Here is a 22,062-nt window from a genome sequence, read left to right on the forward strand (position 1 = left end):
AAAAAAGTTTGCGGCGGCAAACTCCTATATCTTTGTCTCATGTCAATGCACCTGTCGGACACCATCAATCTCCTGCGAAAAATGACGCTTCGTCGTGCCTGGAATGCCGCCAGGGTGTTAACCAGTTATTATGTGAGTAAGTACAGCGGGAGGCCGGTGCAATGGGGATTACCCATTTCTATTTCTTTCGAGCCTACCACTTCATGTAACCTGCGCTGCCCCGAATGTCCCAGCGGCTTGCGTGCATTTACTCGCCCTACAGGAATGCTGCAGAAGGATTTTTTCAGTGAGACTATTGACCAGTTGTATAAGGATCTTTTTTACCTCGTCTTCTATTTCCAGGGTGAGCCCTACCTGAATCCTTCATTCCTGGAGATGGTGAAATATGCGGGAAGCAAAGGAATCTACACGGCAACTTCAACGAATGCCCACTACCTGAATGATATCAATGCAAGGAAGACAGTTGAAAGCGGTCTCGACAGGCTGATTATCTCGATAGATGGAACCACGCAGGAAGTGTACCAGCAATATCGTGTTGGCGGAAAACTGGAAAAGGTGATCGAAGGAGCAAAGAATATAGTCAGGTGGAAAAAGGAACTCGGCAGGAAGACACCATTTGTGGTCTTCCAGTTTCTTGTAGTGAAGCCAAATGAACACCAGATCGAAGATGTCCGGAAGCTTGCAGCAGAAATCGGTGTTGATGATGTATGGCTGAAGACTGCACAGGTATATGATTATGAAAATGATCCCAACAGCCTGATCCCCACGATTGAAAAATACAGCAGGTACAAACGGGATAAAAACGGGAAGATGAAATTCAGTAATTCGCTGCAGAACCACTGCTGGCGGGCCTGGCATGCGACCGTTATCACCTGGGACGGACTTGTGGTACCCTGCTGTTTTGACAAGGATGCGCAACACAGGTTGGGCGACCTCAAGGGACTGTCATTTCGCGAGATCTGGCAACATCCCGACTACCGGAATTTCAGGGCGCAGCTACTTGAAAGTCGGGCCAATATTGACATCTGTGCCAATTGCTCAGAAGGCACAAAAGTGTGGGGATGACACATTTGCATGGCGGTTTAGTCATTTTATTTAATTTTATGTTGAACCATTTAATATATGAGTCTCAATAAAGATATCAACCAGCGGAAATTCAGAAGTGAGCACCAGAAAGCGATGATTAACCTGATCTACTCTTATAACTGGTTGATGGAAAATACCAGGAAGCACCTGGACCAGTATGACCTTACTCCGCAGCAGTTCAATATCCTGCGGATTTTGAGGGGAGCCGGGGAACCACTCAGTACACTCCAGATCCGGCAGCGGATGCTGGATAAGATGAGTGATACGTCCCGGATTGTAGACCGGCTGGTAAAAAAGGAACTTGTACAGAAGGTGGTTTGCTCCGCCGACCGACGGCTCGTGGATGTTACCATTTCTGATAAAGGACGGGAACTGCTTACCATTTTGGACACCCACGAGAGCGAGTGGGATGCCCTGCTTAAAAACCTTGACCAGTCCGAAGCTACCCAGTTAAACGGGTTGCTTGATAAGCTCAGGAACTCCCAGGATTGATCCGCACTATTTTTAACGAAATCAGCCACATGAAATTTCGATCGTACCTGCCTGTTATAGCATTGTTATCGGTTAACGGCCTCAGTGCCCAGACAGTTGTTCCCACATCGGAAGTGCAACCTGTTGTTACGGAAAGTCCAAAGGAATTCAGGGCCGCCTGGATAGCAACAGTGGACAATATAGACTGGCCCAACCGGGGCTCCTTTGACACAGAGACCCAGAAAACGGAGTACATCAATCTCCTCGATATGCACCAGCGGAATGGATTGAATGCCGTGATCGTGCAGGTCAGGCCCGCTGCTGATGCGTTTTATCCATCTCAATACGAACCCTGGAGTGAGTGGCTGACCGGGAAACAGGGAAAGCCACCAGTTCCTTATTACGATCCGCTGCAGTTCATGATCGCGGAGGCACAAAAACGGGGCATGGAATTCCATGCGTGGCTGAATCCTTACCGTGCCGTTTTCAATATCAAAAAGTCGAATCCTTCGGCAACGCATGTGTCGCGGCTTCACCCGGAATGGTTCCTTACCTATGGCGATAAAAGGTACTTTGACCCGGGAAATAAGGAAGCACAACAATTCGTGGTGAACGTGGTGCGTGACCTGGTAAAAAGATACCGGCTGGACGCTGTGCATTTTGACGACTATTTCTATCCTTACCGTATTGCAGGAAAAGAGTTTCCTGATACCAGGACATACGGGCTTTATGGAAAAGGCCTCAGTCGCGATGACTGGCGCCGCAGCAATGTTGACTCAATCATTGTGCACCTGTCAAAGGCCATAAAAGAGGAAAAGCCCTGGGTAAAATTTGGCATTTCGCCGTTCGGGGTCTGGCGCAACCAGGAGAAAGACCCCGCGGGAAGTGCGACCCGTGCAGGCCAGACCAACTATGATGATCTTTATGCCGACATCGTCCTTTGGCTGCGGAATGGCTGGATCGATTATGTAGCCCCGCAGTTGTATTGGGAATTCGGTCACAAGGCGGCTGATTTCGAGGTGCTGCTCGACTGGTGGAGCAAAAACAGCTATGGCCGTCACTGCTATATCGGGCTGGGAATTTATAAAGCAGGCACCAGCGCTCCCTGGCGTGATAAGGATCAACTGCCCAGGATGCTTCGAGCCATACGAAAGACACCAAATGTGCAGGGCGAAATCTATTTCAGCAGTAAAAGTTTTGTGAATAACCCCAATGGATGGAGTGACAGCCTGCGATTGAATTATTATAAAGAACGGGCAGGCATACCTGAAATGGATTGGCTTCCTGCAAACAATGAAACTGAATAAACCGGTTTATCATTTCTTTCTATCGGTTATAAATAAAAACAATTAACCTTCAGAAGCCGCTCTCACAGCGGCTTCTGCGTTTTTAGACACTTTGATATTATAAATTTCTCCTGATCATGGAAGCGAAACTTTTTGACATTCTGCTTTCGCTTCGGAGATTTGCGGCCGCTAAATCAGCTAAAAAAAAAGGAAATAATATGAAGAATCTAGTTGTATCAGTAGGGTCACAGTTTCCGGAATTCAGGAAGAAAGCTGTCGTATCCATCGAAAAAGGAAAAGAGTTTTATGAATTGAGCTACGATGAGATCAAAGATGCCGGTAAATGGATGGTGATGTTCTGGTGGCCAAAGGATTTCACTTTTGTTTGTCCGACCGAAATTGCCGAATTCAATAAGCATTACAATGACTTCGCAGACAGGGATACTGTGCTGGTAGGAGCTTCAACCGACAGTGAGTTTGTTCACCTGGCCTGGAGAAATAACCATGACGACCTGAGAGGTCTTCAGTTCCCCATGCTGGCTGACACTTCAAAGTCGCTCGCTGATGAACTGGGAATCCTGGAAAGCGAAGAAAAGATCGCATACCGTGCCACATTTATCGTTGACCCCCAGGGAGTGGTACGTTGGGTTAGCCTGTACGACCTGAATGTTGGCCGTAACGTGAAAGAAGTACTTCGGGTACTTGATGCGCTCCAGACTGATGAGCTTTGTCCCTGCAACTGGCAGAAAGGAGAAGCTACGCTGACGGCGTAATAAATCTGAAGCCTCTTATATTTTTTACAGGCGTCCGGGCTTCCCGGGCGCTTCAAATTTTTGTTATGATGTTTGGAACAACAAATAGCACCGACAATGCTGCTGCACTTTTCAATGACCTGGGAATTGACACACAGTTACTCAGTTCAAACCTGAAAACGCTTGCGGCCGTTGACGCAAAGTACCTGCGTGATCTCAAGATCAATGTCAGTAATGCATTGAATGCTTCGACACTGCAGAAAAAAGAAGCATTCCTGGTTGCCCTCGCCGTGACAGTAAACGAAAAGAACGAAACCTTACAGAATGCTTTTGCCGCAAAGGCAACAGCTGAAGGAGCTACTGACCAGGAAATCGCGGAAGTAATCGGTTGTGCAAGCCTGATGGCTGCCAATAACATTTACTATCGATTTCGCCATTTCATGCATGAAGAATTTTACAACAACGCCCAGGCTGGTATCAGGATGAGCATTATGATGAATCCTGTTATTGGTAAGGAGTTGTTTGAACTGATCAGCATTGTGGTAAGTGCCATCAATGGATGTGAAATGTGCGTAACCAGCCACGAAAAGAACCTCGTGCAGCATGGAACCGATAAACAACGCATTCATGATGCAGTGCGACTTGGTGCGGTATTACGCAGCCTCGCAGTGCTTGTCTGACGGTAATTATAAACTTCGAAGGAAAGGGAAAACGGAAGGCCGCTTTGAGGTCAACGGTTTTCCCTTTTTATTTTTGAATTTTTACTTTTTAATTTCTTCCACTGACCCAACGCGGAACCTGAACGGTATTCCCGTCCGTTTTTCAAACTGCCATTCCTGTTTACAAAAAAAGCCCCAGTTGCGGGTAGCGAAGTCCGCGGGAACAGCTTTTGCCTGAACATTATACCTGTCGGCCCAAACCACCGGAAAAAGCGGCGAGACCGGCAGTTTCAGAGATTTTTTTAGTCCGGTCCCGTTTTGTCCCGCACCCATAATTGCAGGCAGGCTGTCATTTGCTAAAACGCTTGCCTGTTGGGCATTTGTGCGCGTTATACCAATGCCTGTTAATAGCATTATAAATATTTTAAGCATTATTTTTTGACCTGTTAAATTCATATTTAGTAAATTACGGCCTGATTTTTGTGGAATGGGCGCTTTCTTACCCAAAGAAAGTGCCGGGAAACCCTAAATTAACGCATGGCACTTAGTCAAAGTTTACAGCAGAAATTATTACAGAAACTCTCTCCCCAGCAGATTCAGTTGATGAAATTGCTGCAGGTGCCAACGGCAAATCTGGAGGAAAGGATCAAGGAGGAACTGGAAGAGAACCCGGCATTAGAGCAAAGCGATGAAGCATCAGACGAAAATTTTGAGGAAACGCGGGATGAATTTGAAAACACGGATGAGGAATATGAAGCAGAAGGTTCAGATGAATATGAAAATATCGACATCAGCGATTATGTGCAGGAAGGTGATGATGACATAGCAGATTACCGCCTTCGAGACGATAATTACCCGGAGCTGGATGATAAGCAGGCCATGCCCTTCCGTGTGGAGTCGACTCTTCATGATATGCTTGCCGATCAACTGGGAATGCTTAACCTGGATGATCGCAGGAAGCGGATTGCAGAACAGATTGTAGGAAGCATTGATGACGACGGATATCTCCGTCGTGAAACCGCTTCTATCCAGGACGACCTCGCCTTTCGCCAGAATATAGAAGCCAGTGAACAGGATATTGAAGAACTGATTTCCCTGATCCAGCAATTTGACCCACCTGGTGTTGCTGCCCGCGACCTGCAGGAGTGCCTCTTACTGCAGCTGACCCGTAAGAAAAACGATGGAAAAGCAGTGCAGGGCGCGATAGACATCCTGACCCGTTACTTTGACGAGTTCACAAAAAAACACTACGACAAGATCCAGCGCGGCCTCAATATCACAGATGAAGAGCTTAAAGAAATTATTCAACAGATCATCCGCCTTAACCCCAAGCCGGGAGGCAATGTGGGTGAAGTAAATAAGGCCGAGAGTTATGTTGTGCCCGACTTTTTCATTTACAACAACGCCGGAAAACTTGAACTTACCTTAAACAGTAAGAATGCGCCTGATCTGCGGATCAGTGAAGGTTACCGCGACATGCTCAAAGAATATGACAAGGGCAGCAAAAAAGACAAGCGTCAGAAAGAAGCGGTATTGTTCATCAAGCAGAAAATTGATGCGGCAAAATGGTTCATCGATGCCATCAAACAGCGGCAGCAAACCCTGATGATGACCATGCAGACAATACTGGACTACCAGCATGAGTTCTTTCTTACCGGCGATGAAACCCGGCTGCGCCCGATGATTCTCAAAGACATTGCTGAAAGAACCGGCCTGGATATTTCAACCGTGAGCCGTGTTGCCAATAGCAAATTCGTGCAGACCGAGTTCGGAACCTATCGCTTAAAATTCTTTTTCAGTGAAAGCCTCAGCACCGATAGCGGGGAAGAGGTTTCCACACGTGAAGTAAAGAAGATCCTCAGCGACCTGGTAGAAGGTGAGAACAAGCGTAAACCTTTAAGTGACGAAAGGCTGACAGAACTGTTACAGGAAAAAGGTTATAACATTGCACGCAGAACGGTGGCCAAATACCGGGAACAACTCAACATACCGGTAGCCCGCCTCAGAAAAGAACTCTAATCAATTATGGAAAACTCGGACCAGAGGCAAGGCCCTATACAATTTTTTCCCGTCGGGTCGCACCCGACGGGTGAAGCAGGCAATGTGAGCGAAAGAGCTGGAACTGCCACTGGCTTTTTGCGGATCTTCGGGGAGGTTATCTCGTATTTATTTCATCCGTTATTTATTCCGGGCTACATAACTGCGTTCCTGCTTTATATCCATCCCCTGGCCTTTGCAGGCGAAACGGACATTCGGAAACACCTAAAGCTGATATCGGTTGTGCTGAGTACCGCCCTGCTTCCTTCGTTTACGGTCTTCCTGCTTCGGCAACTGGGTTTTGTGCAAAGCATACAGCTCCGGACCCAAAAGGAACGGATTATCCCCATCGTCGCTTCGATGGTATATTACTTCTGGATCTTCTATGTAAGCCGTAAACTTCCTGACAATCCGCCTGAGCTGGTCCAGATGTTGTGTGCTGTCTTTATCTCCAGTATCATTTCCCTTACTGCCAATAACTTTATCAAAGTGAGCCTGCACGGAATCGCGATGGGCGTACTTACAGGTTTCTTTATTCACCTTGCCTGGGTCAGCATAGTTCCTGTTGGCGTTGCATTGTCGATCTCTATCCTGGTTGCGGGACTTGTTACCAGCGCCCGGATGATGGTAAGTGACCATACGGTGCGCGAATTGATCTGGGGCCTCGGCATCGGGCTGGTTTCCATGTTTATTTCTGTCTGGGTCGCTATGCCTGAATAACAGCTATAGCAAAATGAAAAGCCCGATCCGCAGATCAGGCTTTTGCCTCCAGTGTCCAAGCCAACTAAATTTATATCCTTACATGTTAAGGACCTTAGATCTGCTGAGATACAATTTTGTAGGGTGATAGATAAACAGGCAGGACCCATCTTTGATGGTATTGATCACTTCATCGCGTTCTGACAGCGGTACTGCCGGACAGCCATAACTGCGACCATTGAATTTATTGTAGCGAAGAAAGTCAGGGCCGAGATAATCAGATCCATGGATGACTATACGCCGCTTCTCTGCTTTATCGTTAATCCCCTTCTCAAGGCCGTCAATGTTCAGGGAAAGCCCGTGTTCGCCATAATAAGTCTGCCTGGTAACATAAAACCCCAGGCTGCTTTGATGTGATTCCGGGCGGTTGGAAAATTTCCGGGCATACTCACCACCGGAATTCCGGCCATGCGCAACGAAAGTGTTCAGCACCAGCTCACCGGACCGGAGGTCAATGATATAAAACCGCTTCTTACATGAGGATTGACTGAAGTCACAAATAGAAAGAATCTCCGGGCGACGGATAAGTCCTTTTTCGGCAAGGTTCCGGTAACCCTTCCACGCATATACAAATGCCACCTTAGTGAGTCCGCGTGATTGCAAATGAAGTTGAGTGTAAACTGAATCGGCTTCAAGAAGTACTTTCTGTGCCTTTGTTAAACCAGAAGACCTGATCGCTTTTGCCGTTTTACCTGTCAATGCAACAGGAAGCATGAGGGCGAAAATCAGGGACAGACCTGCAACAGCATTTCTGATAACTGGGTACTTTATCAAGGTTTTCACAAGGTTGGACGTGTATAACGAACTACTACAGGATAATAGTATGTTTACCTGCTTCGCGCAGGTATTTTTAATTCGTTAATTAACCAGTGGTGGCTCAGCGGGTGAAGAGCCCGGCGTATCTACTGCTCTTATACTGAATTCGAGTTTGTAAATCCTGATCAGCAGGATAAAAACGGAGATCAGCAGGGGCCCAAAAATCAGTCCAACGAACCCGAACAGCTTAAGTCCCAGTATTACCCCGAAAACTGTAATCAGCGGGTGAACATCACCGATCTTTTTCTGCAGCCAGAAACGGAAGATATTGTCAACAGTTCCTATTATCCCGAATCCGAAAAGCAGCATGGCCACACCTCTCCAGGTTTCCCCGCCGACAAAGAACATTATGGCCAGTGGCACATAGGCCAGTGCGGCTCCCACTATCGGCAGCATTGCGGTAACACAGGTTATGGCAAACCAGAAAACCGGCTCATCGACGCCCAGCAGCAGGTAACCCACCAGGGCGACGACGCCCTGGAGTACTGCAATCAATGGGATGCCAACCGCATTCGAGATCACTAATGTCCTTACCTCTTTCTGCAACTGGTTCCTGTAAACACGGCTCATGGGCAATAATTCGAGTGTAGCAGATTCCATTGACTTCCCCTGCACCAGCATGAAATAGAGGATGAAATACATGATCACAACCGTGGTTATGGTATTGAACGTAGCAGAAAGGATCAGCGGAAGTTCCCGCGCCACAATACTTCCGAGTTCACCAATGTATTTGTCACTCAGCAGTTCCATGCCGGTTCGCCGCTCAATATCGTTGATGAAAACTTCTACCGCGCGGATCACCTGGTTGAATTCGACTTCAGATATGCTCAGCCGCGATACCAGCATTTTGACTACCGCACCAATCGGTAGTACGATAATCACAAAAGACAACAGCATCAGGACTGCGGCTGCAAGGGATGGTCTCCATCCCTTTAGTACCAATAGCCGCATCTGCTTACTCATGAGAATATACAGGGTGAATGCGCCCAATGTGGCCGGCAGAAAGCCCTGTAACTCTACAAATAACAGGATCCCCAGGAATATTAGGATGACCAGGAAAAATACCTGCCTTAGCTTATTCGGCTCCAGGTAATTCATAAGCAGATGTTTGCGGTAAGATAGCCCACTCTTATATCTTCACCAACTTCCATCTGCCACGCCTGAACAGGAGCCATGCCGCAATCGTGATAGCCGTTTCCGCCACTGGAATAGCAATGAATACACCAAGGGGTCCGAACTGCAATCCCTTCGACAGTATATATGCCAACGGAATCTGGAAAAGCCAGAATCCAAAAAGGTTGATCCAGGTTGGTGTCCGCGTATCACCGGCACCATTAAACGCATTCGCCATAACCATCCCGATGCCGTAGAATATGTACCCGGCGCTCATAATCCTGAGTGCAACCACACCTATTCGCTTTACTTCCGGCTGAGAGGTAAAGAAGCCCACCACCCAATCTGCAGCAACCAGGAAAAATAACATCACCACTGCCATAAAGATGGTATTGTATTTTGCCGTTGCGATCACCGACATCTCCGCCCGTTGTGGCTGCTGAGCACCCAGGTTCTGACCTACCAGGGTGGCGGCCGCATTTGCCATACCCCAGGCAGGCAGCAGGAAGAAGATGAGGATCCTGATTGCTGTCTGGTACCCGGCTGAAGCTTCAGAATGGCCGGTTTCTGCAACCAGGCGCGCCAGGAAGATCCAGCTGCAGGAGCCGATGATGAACTGCATGGTTCCCGGTGTAGCGATCTTTACCAGTGACCTGATAACAGGAAAGTCCGGTTTCCAGTCACTGAGATTCAGCTTCACGACAGATTTCCCGTTGAACAGGTGATATAACTGGTAGCATACGCCGATACCACGCCCGATGGTTGTGGCAAGCGCTGCGCCGAACAAGCCAAATCCGGGAATGGGTCCGAGTCCCAGGATGAGTATCGGGCAAAGGATGATATTTGCGATGTTGGCGATCCACAAACTGCGCATAGCCATGAACGCGTCTCCCGCTCCACGGAAGATTCCGTTGATCAGGAAAAGCAACATGATTACAATGCTGCCACCCATCATGAGCCTGGTATAAGGTGCACCGATCCTGATTGTCTCTGGTTCCGCCCCCATCCATCTTAGAATGTCCGGGGCCAGGAAAAGGCCGGATACACTCACCACAGCTGTAAGTGCGAGCGAAACCCACAATGCCTGCATCGCCGCGTGCGATGCCGCTCTATTATCTTTTTCACCTACACGGCGGGCAACCATGGCCGTTGCAGCCATACTGATTCCTATTGCAAGCGCGTATACAAGTGACAAGACGGATTCAGTAAGTCCCACGGTCTGGATATTATGCTGGCTATCGGGCAGTTTCCCCACAAAGTAGAGGTCCACTACGGCGAAAACACTTTCCATACCCATCTCAAGGATCATAGGTATAGCAAGCATAAAAACGGCGCGACGAATGCTTCCTGTCGTGTAATCCTGTGCATCACCACGCAGGGCCGATCTGAATAATTTATAAACACTGCCTGGTGTAAGGGCAGATGAATTCTCCTTTTGCATACAATTAGATTCAAAAAAATTTGGAAAACAAATACAAAACACGCCGGTGTACTGACCAGCTGAATGATCCCTGAAAGATTGTTGGCAGGAGCCAACTAATTAAATGCGCATAAAAAGACGATTAGAGGCAGTAAAAGTAAATATTATTCTTTTACGCACTGCATCAATGCATGTAAATATTCCGCGATATATTTTTCCAGCGATGCCCTTTTATACTGCATGATGAATCGGGGATGCGGTACAGAAATTATTTTTCCAAAGAAACCATACTGCTGGTTCAGACCCTGCAGGTATCGAAGATTCTTATCGCCGCCTATGCAGATCGCGATATTCCTGTTGATGCCAAATCCAAGCTGGCTGTTCATGCATTGAACGGCGAAAGGCCGGATCGCCTCCGACAGCAGGGGATCATCGTAGTAATTGAGATTCTTCCCGTTACGGGTGTAGCCGACCGGGCTCACCGAAGCGAGGTAAAACCTGCTGTAAAAAGCCTGCGCGCCGCCGAATGCTTCAATCACCAGGTAAATGAATTCCGCCGACAATTCTGACTGGTTCCCGAACCCGTGCTGAATGCCGCAGTTTTCAGCAAGTTGCCGGGGGGCTGTAAAATTGATACCGGTAATTCCTGCACCATACCTCCCGGGATTGATTCCAATCAGCATATGCCGGGCGTGATTGTCAGCAAAGTACCTATGGTAAAATTCCCGTATTACTTCCCGGACAGCCGGAGAAGTGAAAGGAAACAGCGCCTGTACATTCGCTGGAAGGTAACCGGGCGCTGTCAGCTCTTTATAAAATGCAAGGACTTTATCAGCGAAAAGTTTCACAATTTCCGGTGATGCGGTAATTAGTAGAGACTGGGGTTGCTGTTGATGAAATTCACGAGAGAAGCAGAGTTCTTTAGTTTCAGCTTCTTCAGGATATTATGGCGATGAACTTCCACAGTCTTCAATGAAATTTCGAGCTGCAATGCAATTTCCTTGGAAGAGTTCCCGGCCTTGATGAAGTGAATGATCTGGATCTCCCGCTCAGTAAGGCTCTGGAAATCAGGCCCGTCAGAAGATGTGTCTGCAAGCTGCTCGGAGATAATGTTTTTGATCTCTTCGCAGATATACTTATTTCCTTTGTCTACTTCGAGAATGGCCTTTACCATTTCCTCGCGACTGCTGTTCTTTGTGACATAGCCCTGGGCGCCTACCTGGAGCATTTTCCGCGCATATGCCGGCTGGGAATGCATTGACACCCCGATAACTTTGGTTTGGGGTGAACACTTCCTGATCTGCTCTGTGGCATCAAAACCGCTGATGGGAACCATGTTAATGTCCATCAGCACGATATTCGGATGATGAGCTCTCGCCATTTCAATCGCCTCTTCGGGATCTCCACAATCGGCAATCACTTCAAACCGGGGATCGCTACCCAGGATGAAACTCCAGGTTTCCCTGATGAGTTTGTGATCATCAACGATCATAATCGAAACCTTACTCATATATTTTACTCAGTTTTTTAGGATATTAGGTAAATCTATAATCAGCTGGCAGCCCTTTCCCGGGGCTGTTTTTACCTGGACAGCGGCATCAAAGATAGCTGCACGGCTTAGAATATTCGAAAGGCCTACGCCATCTTTCATTTTCGCCTGTTCCAGATCAAATCCTATTCCATTATCTGCAATCTCAAGCCGGATAAGGTCGGGCAGGGATGATATAACGATAATTAAGCTACTTGCGTGTGCATGTTTCAAAACATTATTGACCTGCTCCTGAATAATACGAAAAAGCATCAGCTTTTGTTTGGCATTTAACAGTTTATCAAGATCTGGATCGTACCTGAAATCCACCACAAGCTGGCGTGCAATAGCAATATTCTGCACAAGGTCATTCACAGAACTTATCAATCCGAGGTCACTTATACTGGCAGGCATCAGCGAACGACTGATTTTGCGGATCTCGTTAATGGCACTCATAATGGTGTCTGAACTTCTTTTCATCATTTGGTGCTGCATCTCGGGATCATTCCTTCCCACTTCGAGGAACAATTTTGCAGTAGTCAACAGCTGGTTAACATTATCATGGAGTTCTTTCCCGATCTCGGCCCGCTCGCTTTCCTGGACATCCACAACCGCCCTGGCGATCTGTTGCTGTTTATACACTTCCTGCTGAATCAACTGCTGTTCAAGTTGCTTGCGGTCTGTCACATCTTCCATTGACCCGATCATCCTGCGCACCTGGCCTCGTTCGTCATAAATACAATAGGCTTTATCAATCACGATCGCATAGGTTCCGGTTGATTTCCTGAACCGGTATTCTTCCATAAAGAGGCCGGTTTTGGCGCCCGAAGTGAAGTGTTTCAGGTTTTTCAGCACCCGGTCGCGGTCATCCGGGTGAATATTTTTTTCCCAGTTATCGGTATTTGATGGCCATCGTCCCGGGGCATAACCGAAAAGTGAAGTAAACCCTTCTCCCCAGAACACTTCGTCATTTACAGCATCCCAATCCCAGATCGCTTCGTTCGCCGCCCTTGTTGCCAGCAGGTAGCGTTCATTACTGATCCGCACATTTTCAGCCGCATGCTTGTTTTCAATGATCATGGTGAGAATATGCGTAGCCCTGCTGATCATATTCAGTTCATCCGGGACCGGCTGCCTTGCATCACGGAAATAAACGACAAATGTGCCAAGGATCTCATTTAATGAACTGATTATCGGAATCGACCAGGAAGCCCTGATGCCAAGGGCATCCGCTTTAACGCGGGTTTCCTCAGCAAGGTCACTTTCCGGGATATTATCAATGATCACCTGTTGCCGTTGGAGTATCGCCCGGCCACAGGTAGTGAGCATTGGATCGAGAGGTGTATTTTCCACAAATTCGCGGTAGGCGTCCGGTAAACCGGGGGCAGACAAGCATGTCGCATCCCGCAGGTTTGGTTTAACCAGGCAAACTGCGCAGGCAATTTTATTGTTCAGGGCCTCAAGACCAACCAGCAGGTGATTTGCGATCTCAGGCAGGCTGGCATTGGAGCCCGTATGCATCTCCAGCACTTCCTTCTCCAGCTGTAGAAGCCCTTCCTGCAGCTTTCTTTCAGACACATCTTTAAAATAAATGAAGAGTCCCTGGTCGAAGGGAAACGCACTGACATCAAACCACCTGTTCAGCCTGTTGGCATATTCTTCAAATCGTATGGTCCTGTTTTCCCTTACAGCCTGGTTCAACGCCTTGTAACTTGTCGATGTCTTTGCGTTTGAGGCAAGTTCCCAGGCAGATTTTCCCACCCGTAAGTTCGGGCTGTGATCGAGGAGGTCCTGCGCTACCGCGTTATACATGGTGATGTAAAAGTCACGGTCAACCGCTATAAACCCATCCGTTATACTATGCAGCATCCCCGTAATCCTGTCGGAATAATGTTTCAGGGTTTTCTCGATCTCAATGTACTCGGTGATATCCCGCAGGCTCATGATGATGCCATTGATGCTGGGATTGCTGAGTTTGCTTTCGCCTTTTAATTCCATCCACAACCAGTGTCCGCTCCTGTGCAGCGCACGAAGCTGAAGGATGATATCCTTTTCCTTTCCGTTTGCCAGTTTTTTCAATGCGGCATCGAAAGCTGATCGTTCTTCGGGATGGATGATCAAGCGGATCTGTGCCTGCAGGATCTCCGTTTCGTCATAACCCAGGATCTTCTGAAGGCTGGGTGTGGCATAAGTGAGCTTCCCTTGCGGGGATACCAGGAACACTATGTCAAGTGAGTTCTTGAACAGTGCGCGGAAACGCTCTTCGCTATCCCTGAGCTGTGTATCCCGCAGGTCTTTCTCAATGACGCCCCTGACCGAAGAAGCAAAAGTAATGAGGGTATGCCGTACGGTTTTGCTCCAGTGACGGGATTCAGTTTTCTGGCCACAGCCAAGGATACCCCAACTTCCATCGCCACTAACGATAGGCGTGAGTATCAGCGACTTGTATCCGAGTTCCGTCATCCATGTCCTGATGGTAGAATCCCTCTCTGCCGTTACCTGGAATTCTGCTGAATACCCTGCGCGCAACTGTAGCCGATCGGGCAATAAACTTCCAATCCCGGCAAACTGGCCTTTCTTTTCAAGAACATGACAAGGCTTTGCTTCACACCAGATATGAAAAAGCTCGGGATTCCCCTCCTGGAACTTCAGCACAAAAAGGCACTCGGCCTTTACAGCTTCTCCAAGTATGTTAAGGCAATGGTCGAGACCGTCGAGCAATGAATCGCTCACCAGCAATTTATTACTGGCCAGCGCAAGTGCAGAGGATAGCCTGTCACGTTCTACAAGCTCCTGCTCCGCCATTTTGCGGTCTGTTATTTCCCGGCTGCTGGTCTGGATGTAGATTACTTCCCCGTCCTCAACAATCGGTTTGGATACCGATTCAAGCCACACATATTCCCCGCCCTTCTTCCGGAATCGATACTGCAGCAGGGGGGCGTCTACTGTTGCCCCGTCTTCAGGATGAAAAAATTCGTATGGTGACCGGTCGAGAAGTTCATCAGGCGTGTAACCAAGTATTGGTTGTGCAGAAGGTGAAACGTAGATATAGTTTCCTTTGGGGTCATGAAGGCAAATGAGATCCTTCGCGTATTCTGAAAGAAAGCGGAACCTTGCCTCGCTTTTTGCGAGTTCCTGCTGGGATTGTCTCTGGTGACTGATATCGCGGGCTGTTACATGGATGCCGGAGGGCTGTTGTCCTTCATAGATCAGCCTGGAGCTGATTTCAACCGGGATCTTTTTCCCGCTCCTGGAAACGAATTCCGACTCAAATACAGCCGCCGGGATTTCACCATTGAGCTTATCATAGAAAAACTCCCTCGCCAGCTCCAGCCTTTCGGGCGTGAAAAAAAGATCGGCTGATTGTCCGACCAGCTCGTTCTCGGTATATTCCAGCAGTTCCTCTGCCTTCCGGTTCATGGAACGGATATTACTATCGGTTCCGATGATATAGATGATGTCATTTGCATTTTCAAACAGGTCGCGGTACCTGTGTTCGCTCTGCCTTAAACTATTTTCCAGTTTTTTCTGGGAAGTGATATCCGTGATGATGATCAGCATTCCAAGTGGAACTGAGTCGGGGTCCAGTACAGGAGTGAAGTGACAGGAGAACCAGTCATCCGTTCCCGGCAGTGCGTATTCAACTATGGCAGACTTCCGCTTACCCCTGGCTTCATCATATCCCTGCAGTAATAATCCGGCAATGGGCTGGAAATAAGTCACCAGCACATCTTCGACCTTTTTCCCGATGAAGAGTTCCGGGGGAATAAATAATACTGATGGGTCTCTTATCCAGAAATTAAGGAAAATGCCTTCGTGATCCAGCTCAAACACGATATCGTTCATGGCGGCCACGATCAGCTCAAGTTCGTTCAGTCGTCCTTCTATCCGGTTGCGGGTACCGCCAGGAAAACCAAACCATTCACAGCCTCCTTCTTTTGGAATCACGGTCCAGTAAACCGGCAACAGGCTTTCGCCGTTTACCCGGATAGATGCCCTGAAGCAAACAGACTTTCCTTCAGAGGTAGCCATGCGCAGGTGTTTCCGGGCAGTACTGTCGAGATGAAGGAGGGAATCAAGATGAATCGGGTCGCCGTTCCAGAATTTGCCAAGCTGCTCCTGCAGGGAATCACAACAATCATATACTAAAGCATCCGAATCCGAGAAGAGCCGGAAAGGAGAGTGCAGGTTTATTTTCGAAGCAACGGAGTGTTTGGCTGGCATCCCGGGGGGACGGCTGATTGTGCCGTATCAGTAAAAGTACACTTTTAAAATAAAAAGTCTGCCCGAAGGGCAGACCTACTGCTGATTTCAAAGGAGATTGAATTACTGGTTCTTCGTTATGTTCTGCATCCAGATTCCCAGTTGCTGGCAACCGGCAAACTGCGGATCGATCACAAGGTAAAACGTAGGTATTTTGCTGTTGAACCATTTTTCAATCGCGTCCATTTTCTTTTCTTCGATAGCCCTGTCAGCCACTTTATTGTAGTCGTCCTTCAGATTTTCGCGGTGAGGTTCGGTCCTGGATTTCAGGTAAATCAGTCGGACTGCCTTCTTCCCTCTTTCGTCCGTAAAGGATTTAGGAGTCGAGATATCGCCCGGCTTCATGTCGCGAAGTGCGAGCACCAGGTCTTTGTCCAGCTGGTCAATCGTGCAATATGTACCGTTTCCGCACTGTTTCATTCCACCAGTAAACTTCGCTTCATCCGCATCACTATTCCTTGCTACTGCTTCGCCAAAAGGAAGCGCACCGCCATTGATTTTTGTGCGGATGGAATCCAGTTTCTGGATCACCAGGTTGGTTTCAGTGTCAGTAATGGCCGGGATCTTCAGAATGTGACGCACTGTTGCATCATCTCCCGCGCGGCTCACCATCTGGATAATATGATAACCGAATTTTGTTTTGAAAACCGGGGACACCTGGCCTTCTTTCAGGCGAAAAGCGTTTGCAATGAATGTGGGATCCATTTGCTTTTCAGTACGGTTGACATTATACATACCGCCGGTATTCTTGCTTCCCGGGTCATCTGTATAAAGGCTGGCGAGAGTTTCAAATTTTTGCTTGCCGCTCTCCACCTGCTTTTTGAAATCGTTCAGTTCTTCAATTGCATATAATTCAAGGTCGCGGCTCGCTTTCGGGTATACTACGATTTCCCCGACCTCTACTTCCGTTTCGTAATAAGGAAGTTTGTCAACCGGGATCTTATCATAGAAATCCTTCACTTCAGTCGGCGTGATCTTGATATTGGCAACGATCTTATTCCGCATCAGTTCCGCCTGTTTGCGTTCTTTGAACGACTGGCGGAAGTCTTCCTTGATCTGGTAAACGGTACGGCCGGCGATCTGTTCGAGGGCGTCTTTTGAACCATACATCTGAACGAAGCCGCGGATCTGGTTGTCGAGCAGCGCTTCAATTTCCTCTTCACTTACGGCCAGTGAATCCTTTTCGGCCTGCAACACCAGTGCTTTCTGAGCCAGCGCCTGTTCCATGATGAAGCATTCTGGGTTCTCAGGTATTTGTTGTCCCTGCCGCTGGGCATCAAGGATAGCGTTACGGATATCGGAATGCAGAATGATCTTGTCACCCACTACCCCCACGATCTTATCTGCCACCACCTTGCGGGTCTGTGCCTGCAGGGCGAGTGCCGTAATGGAAGCAAACAGGAATAATACAGTTTTCTTCATATAAACTCTAACGGATACCAAATTAAAACAGGAGACTGGCTCCTGTTTATAATAAGAAATGATTTAACAAAAAGATAGGTGTCGGATTACAACGTGCGTTTTACTTCTTCTTCTTCAATAGCCACGATGGTATCGCCCACCTGGATATCTGCGAAGTTCTTAATGGTAAGACCGCATTCGTAGTTATTGTTCACCTCTTTAACATCGTCCTTGTATCGTTTCAGGCTGCCAAGTTCCGCAAAACCACCTTCCTGGCGGGGATAGATAAGTACCCCATCGCGGAAGAGACGGATTTTGCTGTCGCGCCTGATCTTTCCTTCTGTAACGAAACATCCGGCAACAGTAGCTTTGTCGAACCTGTACACTTCCCTGACTTCGACTGTGGCAACTTCCTTCTCCTGGACCTTCGGCTCCAGCATTCCCTCCATCGCGCTCTTGATTTCCTCGATCGCGTTGTAGATGATAGAGTAGGTCTTGATCTGCACACCTTCGCTTTCTGCAAGGCGGGCTGCCTGGTTGGAAGCGCGGACGTTAAATCCGACAATGATCGCATCGGAAGCGGTAGCGAGGAGAACATCACTTTCAGTAATGGCACCTACTGCCTTATGCACAACGCTTACGGCGATTTCTTCGGTGCTCTGCTTGATCAGTGAATCACTGAGGGCTTCTACCGATCCATCCACGTCACCCTTGATGATCAGGTTCAGCTGCTTGAAGTTTCCTAAAGCAAGACGGCGTCCGATCTCATCGAGTGTAATATGCTTCTTGGTCCGAATACCCTGTTCACGAAGGATCTGGGCTCTCCTGGAAGCGGTTTCTTTTGCTTCACTTTCGTCTTCAAATACGCGGAAAGTTTCACCTGCCTGCGGAGCTCCGTTCAGTCCAAGGATCAATACCGGGGTTGACGGTGGCGCCACTTCCAGTTTCTTGTTCCTTTCATTGAACATTGCTTTTACGCGGCCGTAGTACTGACCCGACACCACGATGTCACCCTGGTGCAAAGTACCATTCTGTACAAGCACGGTAGCCACATAACCACGTCCCTTGTCGAGGGTGGCTTCGATGATGGTACCGTTGGCTTCACGGTCAGGGTTAGCTTTCAGCTCAAGGATCTCTGCTTCAAGCAGGATCTTTTCGAGCAGCAGGTCTACATTGAGACCTTTCTTGGCGCTCAGTTCCTGGCTCTGGAATTTACCACCCCATTCTTCAACGAGGATATTCATTCCTGCCAGCTGTTCGTATATTTTCTGCGGATTTGCTCCGTCCTTATCGATCTTGTTGATGGCAAAGATCATCGGTACACCAGCGGCCTGCGCGTGGCTGATCGCTTCACGGGTCTGTGGCATCACCGCATCATCTGCTGCAACCACGATAACCGCGATATCCGTTACCTTGGCACCACGTGCACGCATCGCGGTGAACGCTTCGTGACCCGGTGTATCAAGGAAGGTGATCTTTTTACCTGTGGGAAGGTCAACCGTATATGCACCGATGTGCTGGGTAATACCTCCCGCTTCACCGCCCACAACGTTTGCAGAACGGATATAGTCAAGTAATGAAGTTTTACCGTGGTCAACGTGTCCCATGATGGTTACGATCGGTGAGCGTGACTTCAGGTCTTCCGGAAGATCTTCGATCTCCTCTTCATCCATCGCGTCTGCATCGTCCACACCAATAAATTCAACGTTGTAACCAAATTCACTGGCTACCAGTTCAATTACTTCCGCATCAAGGCGCTGGTTGATGGACACCATCATACCGAGGCTCATACATTTGCCGATCACTTCCGCATAGCTCACATCCATCAGGCTCGCCAGTTCGCTTACACTGATGAATTCGGTAACCTGCAGTGTATTATCCTGCATTTCGTCGCCCATGTGCTCCGCCATTTCCTGGCGTTTTTCGCGGCGAAGCCTGGATTTCACGCTGCGACCCTTGCCGCTTCCACCGGCCATTTTAGCCTGTGTCTGCCTGATCTTCTCCTGGATTTCCTTCTGGTCGATCTCTTTAACCTCACGTGGTTGGTGACGCGGTCCACCGCCCGGGCGATTGGGTCCACGGTTACCACCCTGCTGACCGCCACCGGGACGGTTAAAGCGGTTACCACCCTGCTGACCCTGGCCCTGTCCGGGACCACGGAATCCGCCTTGCTGCTGACCTGGTCCGCGATGACCACCCTGGCCCTGGCCCTGTGAAGGTCCGTGGCCGCTGGCCTGCTGACGGGTAATATTTTCTCCCTTCTTATCGATGGGAATACGCTTGCGCTTACGTTTTTCGTCGCTGCTGTGACCTGCTGATGCAGCTGCCGGCTTAGGACGGGTATCACTGTCAACCGGAAGCTGAATCTTACCGAGGATCTTAGGACCGGTAAGTCGCTGCGCCTGGATATTTTCAATAACAGGCGGAACGTCTTCTTCGACAGGGGCTTCTCCCTGTTTTGCAGGTTCTTCCTTCGGAGCAACCGGTTCTTCTTCTTTCTTTTCCACAACAGGCGCCGGAGCGGGTGCTTCAGCTACGGGCTCTGGTTTAATGCTTTTTTCCTCAACAGGCTCCTGCTCGGTTTCAACCGGCTTTTTGGCGACCTTTTTGGGACGTGTGGAGGAGTCTATTGCGGACAGATCAATTTTGTCGATGATCTTAGGTCCGAAACTCGGAGTTTCTGCTTTAGGCACTTCGGGTGCTGCTTCAGCAGGCTCGGGCTGCGGAGGTTTTACTTCTGCCACAACCGGCTGAACAGGTTCAACTGGTGCAGGTGGCGGTGGCGGTTCTACGGGCGGGGCAGGTGCCTGAACGGCAGGCGCCGGTGGGGCCGGAGCTTCCTCCACCACTGGCTTTTCTTCTTTAGCTGGCTCAGCCGCTTTTTTAACTTCCTTCCGGAAAACCACCTCTTCTTCTTCCTTTTTCTTTTTATCCTGGACACTGCCTTTGGGCAGGTCAATCTGATCACTTTTGATCTTGGCAACCTTATCGCCCTGGAACTCACGCTGAAGCGCATGGTACATGTCTTCAGTAAGTTTAGACGTAGGTTTCAGATCATCGCGATGAAAGCCTTTACTCGCCAGGAAGTCCACCAGGGTCTCTTTCCCGATGTTGAATTCCTTGGCGGCTGCCATCAATCTTGGTGTTGTTGTTTCTGCCATTCGTACTTATTCGTCTGCCCCACGCAGACATTATTTTGTTTTTCTTTTAAACCGTTATTCCTTCTCGAACTCTGCCTGAACTATCTTCTTGACATCTTCAATTGTTTCCTTCTCGAGATCGGTCCTTCTCTCTAATTCGTCAACTGTAAGGTCCAAAACGCTGCGTGCGGTATCGCAACCAATGCGTTTCAGCTCATCAATGATCCATGTTTCGATCTCGTCGCTGAATTCGTCAAGGTCGATATCATATTCTTCGGGCTCGCCTTCGTTGTCGCGGAATACATCAATAGTTAAACTGGTCAATTCCTGGGCCAGTTTGATATTAACACCCTTACGGCCGATGGCCAGGGATACCTGGTCAGGCTTCAAAAAGACATTAACATGCTGCTTTTCGTTGTCCAGCTCCATGCTGGTAATCTTCGCAGGGGTGAGAGCGCGCTGGATCAATAGCTGAATATTGTTGGTCCAGTTGATCACGTCGATGTTCTCGTTCTTCAGTTCTCGAACAATCCCGTGAATACGGCTTCCTTTCATTCCCACACAGGCCCCAACCGGGTCAATGCGATCATCATAGGATTCAACCGCCACTTTTGCTCTTTCTCCGGGCTCACGAACGATCTTTTTGATCACGATCAGGCCGTCAAAGATCTCAGGAACCTCAATTTCCAGCAATTTAGCCAAGAATGACGGACTGGTGCGAGATAAAATGATTACGGGTGAATTATTTTTTAATTCAACCTTCTTTACAACCGCCCTGATGTTCTCGCCTTTCTTGAAATAGTCCTGCGGGATCTGCTCGCTTTTCGGGAGGATGAGTTCATTTCCTTCCTCGTCGAGCAGGAGAATTTCCTTTTTCCATACCTGGTAAACCTCGGCGCTGATGATATCGCCGATGCGGTCACCATATTTTTTAACCAGCACATTCTTTTTCAGGTCGCTGATACGGCTGGCAAGAGTCTGCTTTGCGGCCAGGATTGCCCTGCGGCCGAAATCCAGGATCTCGATCTCTTCGTACAATTCTTCCCCCACCTCGTAGTCCGGTTCGATCTTGCGGGCATCGCTGTAAGCGATCTCTGCAAGCGGATCTTCGACATTACCGTCTTCAACAATCGTACGGCGGCGAACAATCTCAAGGTCACCTTTTTCGGCGTTTACGATAACGTCAAAGTTGTCATCACTGCCATATTTTTTCCTCAGGAGGGTCTTGAATACGTCCTCGACCACCTTCATCATCGTGGGGCGGTCGATATTTTCTGCTTCTTTGAAATCCTGGAATGCTTCAATCAAATTGATACTTGCCATTGTAGTGC

At 48.6% G+C, this 22,062-nt stretch carries 17 protein-coding genes; 7 read left to right on the forward strand and 10 right to left on the reverse strand.

Annotated features, from left to right (window positions below; genetic code table 11):
* The first annotated feature begins 39 nt into the window (after window positions 1-39).
* The 5 genes from OI18_RS10080 to OI18_RS10100 all read left to right on the forward strand — a co-directional run bounded on the left by OI18_RS10080 (window position 40) and on the right by OI18_RS10100 (window position 4,275).
* Complete coding sequence (locus tag OI18_RS10080) at window positions 40-1,065, forward strand: radical SAM/SPASM domain-containing protein (protein WP_039139525.1); 1,026 nt, start codon at window positions 40-42, stop codon at window positions 1,063-1,065.
* Between the two features lie 57 nt (window positions 1,066-1,122).
* Complete coding sequence (locus OI18_RS10085) at window positions 1,123-1,578, forward strand: MarR family winged helix-turn-helix transcriptional regulator (RefSeq protein WP_039139527.1); 456 nt, start codon at window positions 1,123-1,125, stop codon at window positions 1,576-1,578.
* Between the two features lie 29 nt (window positions 1,579-1,607).
* The gene (locus OI18_RS10090; protein WP_052273061.1) at window positions 1,608-2,864 is read left to right on the forward strand and encodes a glycoside hydrolase family 10-like protein; all 1,257 of its coding nucleotides are present in this window, start codon (window positions 1,608-1,610) and stop codon (window positions 2,862-2,864) included.
* Window positions 2,865-3,061: 197 nt separating this feature from the next.
* Window positions 3,062-3,616 carry a peroxiredoxin gene (locus OI18_RS10095; RefSeq protein WP_039139630.1) on the forward strand — a complete coding sequence of 185 codons (555 nt, stop codon included), beginning with the start codon at window positions 3,062-3,064 and terminating at the stop codon, window positions 3,614-3,616.
* 65 nt (window positions 3,617-3,681) lie between these two features.
* Window positions 3,682-4,275 carry a carboxymuconolactone decarboxylase family protein gene (locus tag OI18_RS10100; protein WP_240312750.1) on the forward strand — a complete coding sequence of 198 codons (594 nt, stop codon included), beginning with the start codon at window positions 3,682-3,684 and terminating at the stop codon, window positions 4,273-4,275.
* Window positions 4,276-4,356: 81 nt separating this feature from the next.
* Here OI18_RS10100 and OI18_RS10105 read toward each other — a convergent pair whose 3' ends face one another.
* The gene (locus OI18_RS10105; RefSeq protein WP_152616782.1) at window positions 4,357-4,668 is read right to left on the reverse strand and encodes a hypothetical protein; all 312 of its coding nucleotides are present in this window, start codon (window positions 4,666-4,668) and stop codon (window positions 4,357-4,359) included.
* 123 nt (window positions 4,669-4,791) lie between these two features.
* Between OI18_RS10105 and rpoN the strand changes: the two genes are divergently transcribed.
* Both rpoN and OI18_RS10115 read left to right on the forward strand, forming a co-directional pair.
* Complete coding sequence (rpoN, locus tag OI18_RS10110) at window positions 4,792-6,273, forward strand: RNA polymerase factor sigma-54 (protein WP_039139531.1); 1,482 nt, start codon at window positions 4,792-4,794, stop codon at window positions 6,271-6,273.
* Between the two features lie 6 nt (window positions 6,274-6,279).
* Window positions 6,280-7,011, forward strand: coding sequence for a hypothetical protein (locus OI18_RS10115; RefSeq protein WP_052273062.1), 732 nt, complete (start codon window positions 6,280-6,282; stop codon window positions 7,009-7,011).
* A gap of 78 nt (window positions 7,012-7,089) precedes the next feature.
* Here OI18_RS10115 and OI18_RS10120 read toward each other — a convergent pair whose 3' ends face one another.
* From OI18_RS10120 to nusA, 9 genes are all read right to left on the reverse strand, one after another.
* The gene (locus OI18_RS10120; RefSeq protein ID WP_240312751.1) at window positions 7,090-7,824 is read right to left on the reverse strand and encodes a murein L,D-transpeptidase catalytic domain family protein; all 735 of its coding nucleotides are present in this window, start codon (window positions 7,822-7,824) and stop codon (window positions 7,090-7,092) included.
* 84 nt (window positions 7,825-7,908) lie between these two features.
* Window positions 7,909-8,964 carry an AI-2E family transporter gene (locus OI18_RS10125; RefSeq protein WP_052273064.1) on the reverse strand — a complete coding sequence of 352 codons (1,056 nt, stop codon included), beginning with the start codon at window positions 8,962-8,964 and terminating at the stop codon, window positions 7,909-7,911.
* A gap of 31 nt (window positions 8,965-8,995) precedes the next feature.
* Entirely contained in the window at window positions 8,996-10,420 is a 1,425-nt protein-coding gene (locus OI18_RS10130) for an MATE family efflux transporter (protein WP_052273065.1), read from the reverse strand.
* A gap of 143 nt (window positions 10,421-10,563) precedes the next feature.
* A complete protein-coding gene (locus OI18_RS10135) occupies window positions 10,564-11,247 on the reverse strand; it encodes a uracil-DNA glycosylase family protein (protein WP_039139533.1) in 684 nt (227 codons plus the stop codon).
* A gap of 20 nt (window positions 11,248-11,267) precedes the next feature.
* Entirely contained in the window at window positions 11,268-11,909 is a 642-nt protein-coding gene (locus tag OI18_RS10140) for a response regulator (RefSeq protein ID WP_039139535.1), read from the reverse strand.
* 9 nt (window positions 11,910-11,918) lie between these two features.
* Window positions 11,919-16,151 (reverse strand): PAS domain S-box protein, encoded by a 4,233-nt coding sequence (locus OI18_RS10145; RefSeq protein ID WP_039139538.1) that lies wholly within the window; start codon window positions 16,149-16,151, stop codon window positions 11,919-11,921.
* A gap of 102 nt (window positions 16,152-16,253) precedes the next feature.
* Entirely contained in the window at window positions 16,254-17,612 is a 1,359-nt protein-coding gene (locus OI18_RS10150) for a peptidylprolyl isomerase (RefSeq protein ID WP_052273066.1), read from the reverse strand.
* Window positions 17,613-17,698: 86 nt separating this feature from the next.
* The gene (gene infB, locus OI18_RS10155) at window positions 17,699-20,752 is read right to left on the reverse strand and encodes a translation initiation factor IF-2 (protein WP_052273067.1); all 3,054 of its coding nucleotides are present in this window, start codon (window positions 20,750-20,752) and stop codon (window positions 17,699-17,701) included.
* Between the two features lie 54 nt (window positions 20,753-20,806).
* Entirely contained in the window at window positions 20,807-22,054 is a 1,248-nt protein-coding gene (gene nusA, locus OI18_RS10160; RefSeq protein ID WP_039139541.1) for a transcription termination factor NusA, read from the reverse strand.
* Window positions 22,055-22,062 lie beyond the last annotated feature (8 nt).

The sequence above is a fragment of the Flavihumibacter solisilvae genome, from assembly GCF_000814475.1.
Lineage (GTDB): Bacteria > Bacteroidota > Bacteroidia > Chitinophagales > Chitinophagaceae > Flavihumibacter > Flavihumibacter solisilvae.

Excerpts from the sequence above, each read along its gene's own strand:
- OI18_RS10080 (WP_039139525.1), top strand. The coding sequence starts at position 40 with ATGTCAATGCACCTGTCGGACACCATCAATCTCCTGCGAAAAATGACG.
- OI18_RS10085 (WP_039139527.1), top strand. The coding sequence starts at position 1,123 with ATGAGTCTCAATAAAGATATCAACCAGCGGAAATTCAGAAGTGAGCAC.
- OI18_RS10090 (WP_052273061.1), top strand. The coding sequence starts at position 1,608 with ATGAAATTTCGATCGTACCTGCCTGTTATAGCATTGTTATCGGTTAAC.
- OI18_RS10095 (WP_039139630.1), top strand. The coding sequence starts at position 3,062 with ATGAAGAATCTAGTTGTATCAGTAGGGTCACAGTTTCCGGAATTCAGG.
- OI18_RS10100 (WP_240312750.1), top strand. The coding sequence starts at position 3,682 with ATGATGTTTGGAACAACAAATAGCACCGACAATGCTGCTGCACTTTTC.
- OI18_RS10105 (WP_152616782.1), bottom strand. The coding sequence starts at position 4,668 with ATGCTATTAACAGGCATTGGTATAACGCGCACAAATGCCCAACAGGCA.
- rpoN (WP_039139531.1), top strand. The coding sequence starts at position 4,792 with ATGGCACTTAGTCAAAGTTTACAGCAGAAATTATTACAGAAACTCTCT.
- OI18_RS10115 (WP_052273062.1), top strand. The coding sequence starts at position 6,280 with ATGGAAAACTCGGACCAGAGGCAAGGCCCTATACAATTTTTTCCCGTC.
- OI18_RS10125 (WP_052273064.1), bottom strand. The coding sequence starts at position 8,964 with ATGAATTACCTGGAGCCGAATAAGCTAAGGCAGGTATTTTTCCTGGTC.
- OI18_RS10130 (WP_052273065.1), bottom strand. The coding sequence starts at position 10,420 with ATGCAAAAGGAGAATTCATCTGCCCTTACACCAGGCAGTGTTTATAAA.
- OI18_RS10140 (WP_039139535.1), bottom strand. The coding sequence starts at position 11,909 with ATGAGTAAGGTTTCGATTATGATCGTTGATGATCACAAACTCATCAGG.
- OI18_RS10145 (WP_039139538.1), bottom strand. The coding sequence starts at position 16,151 with ATGCCAGCCAAACACTCCGTTGCTTCGAAAATAAACCTGCACTCTCCT.
- OI18_RS10150 (WP_052273066.1), bottom strand. The coding sequence starts at position 17,612 with ATGAAGAAAACTGTATTATTCCTGTTTGCTTCCATTACGGCACTCGCC.
- infB (WP_052273067.1), bottom strand. The coding sequence starts at position 20,752 with ATGGCAGAAACAACAACACCAAGATTGATGGCAGCCGCCAAGGAATTC.
- nusA (WP_039139541.1), bottom strand. The coding sequence starts at position 22,054 with ATGGCAAGTATCAATTTGATTGAAGCATTCCAGGATTTCAAAGAAGCA.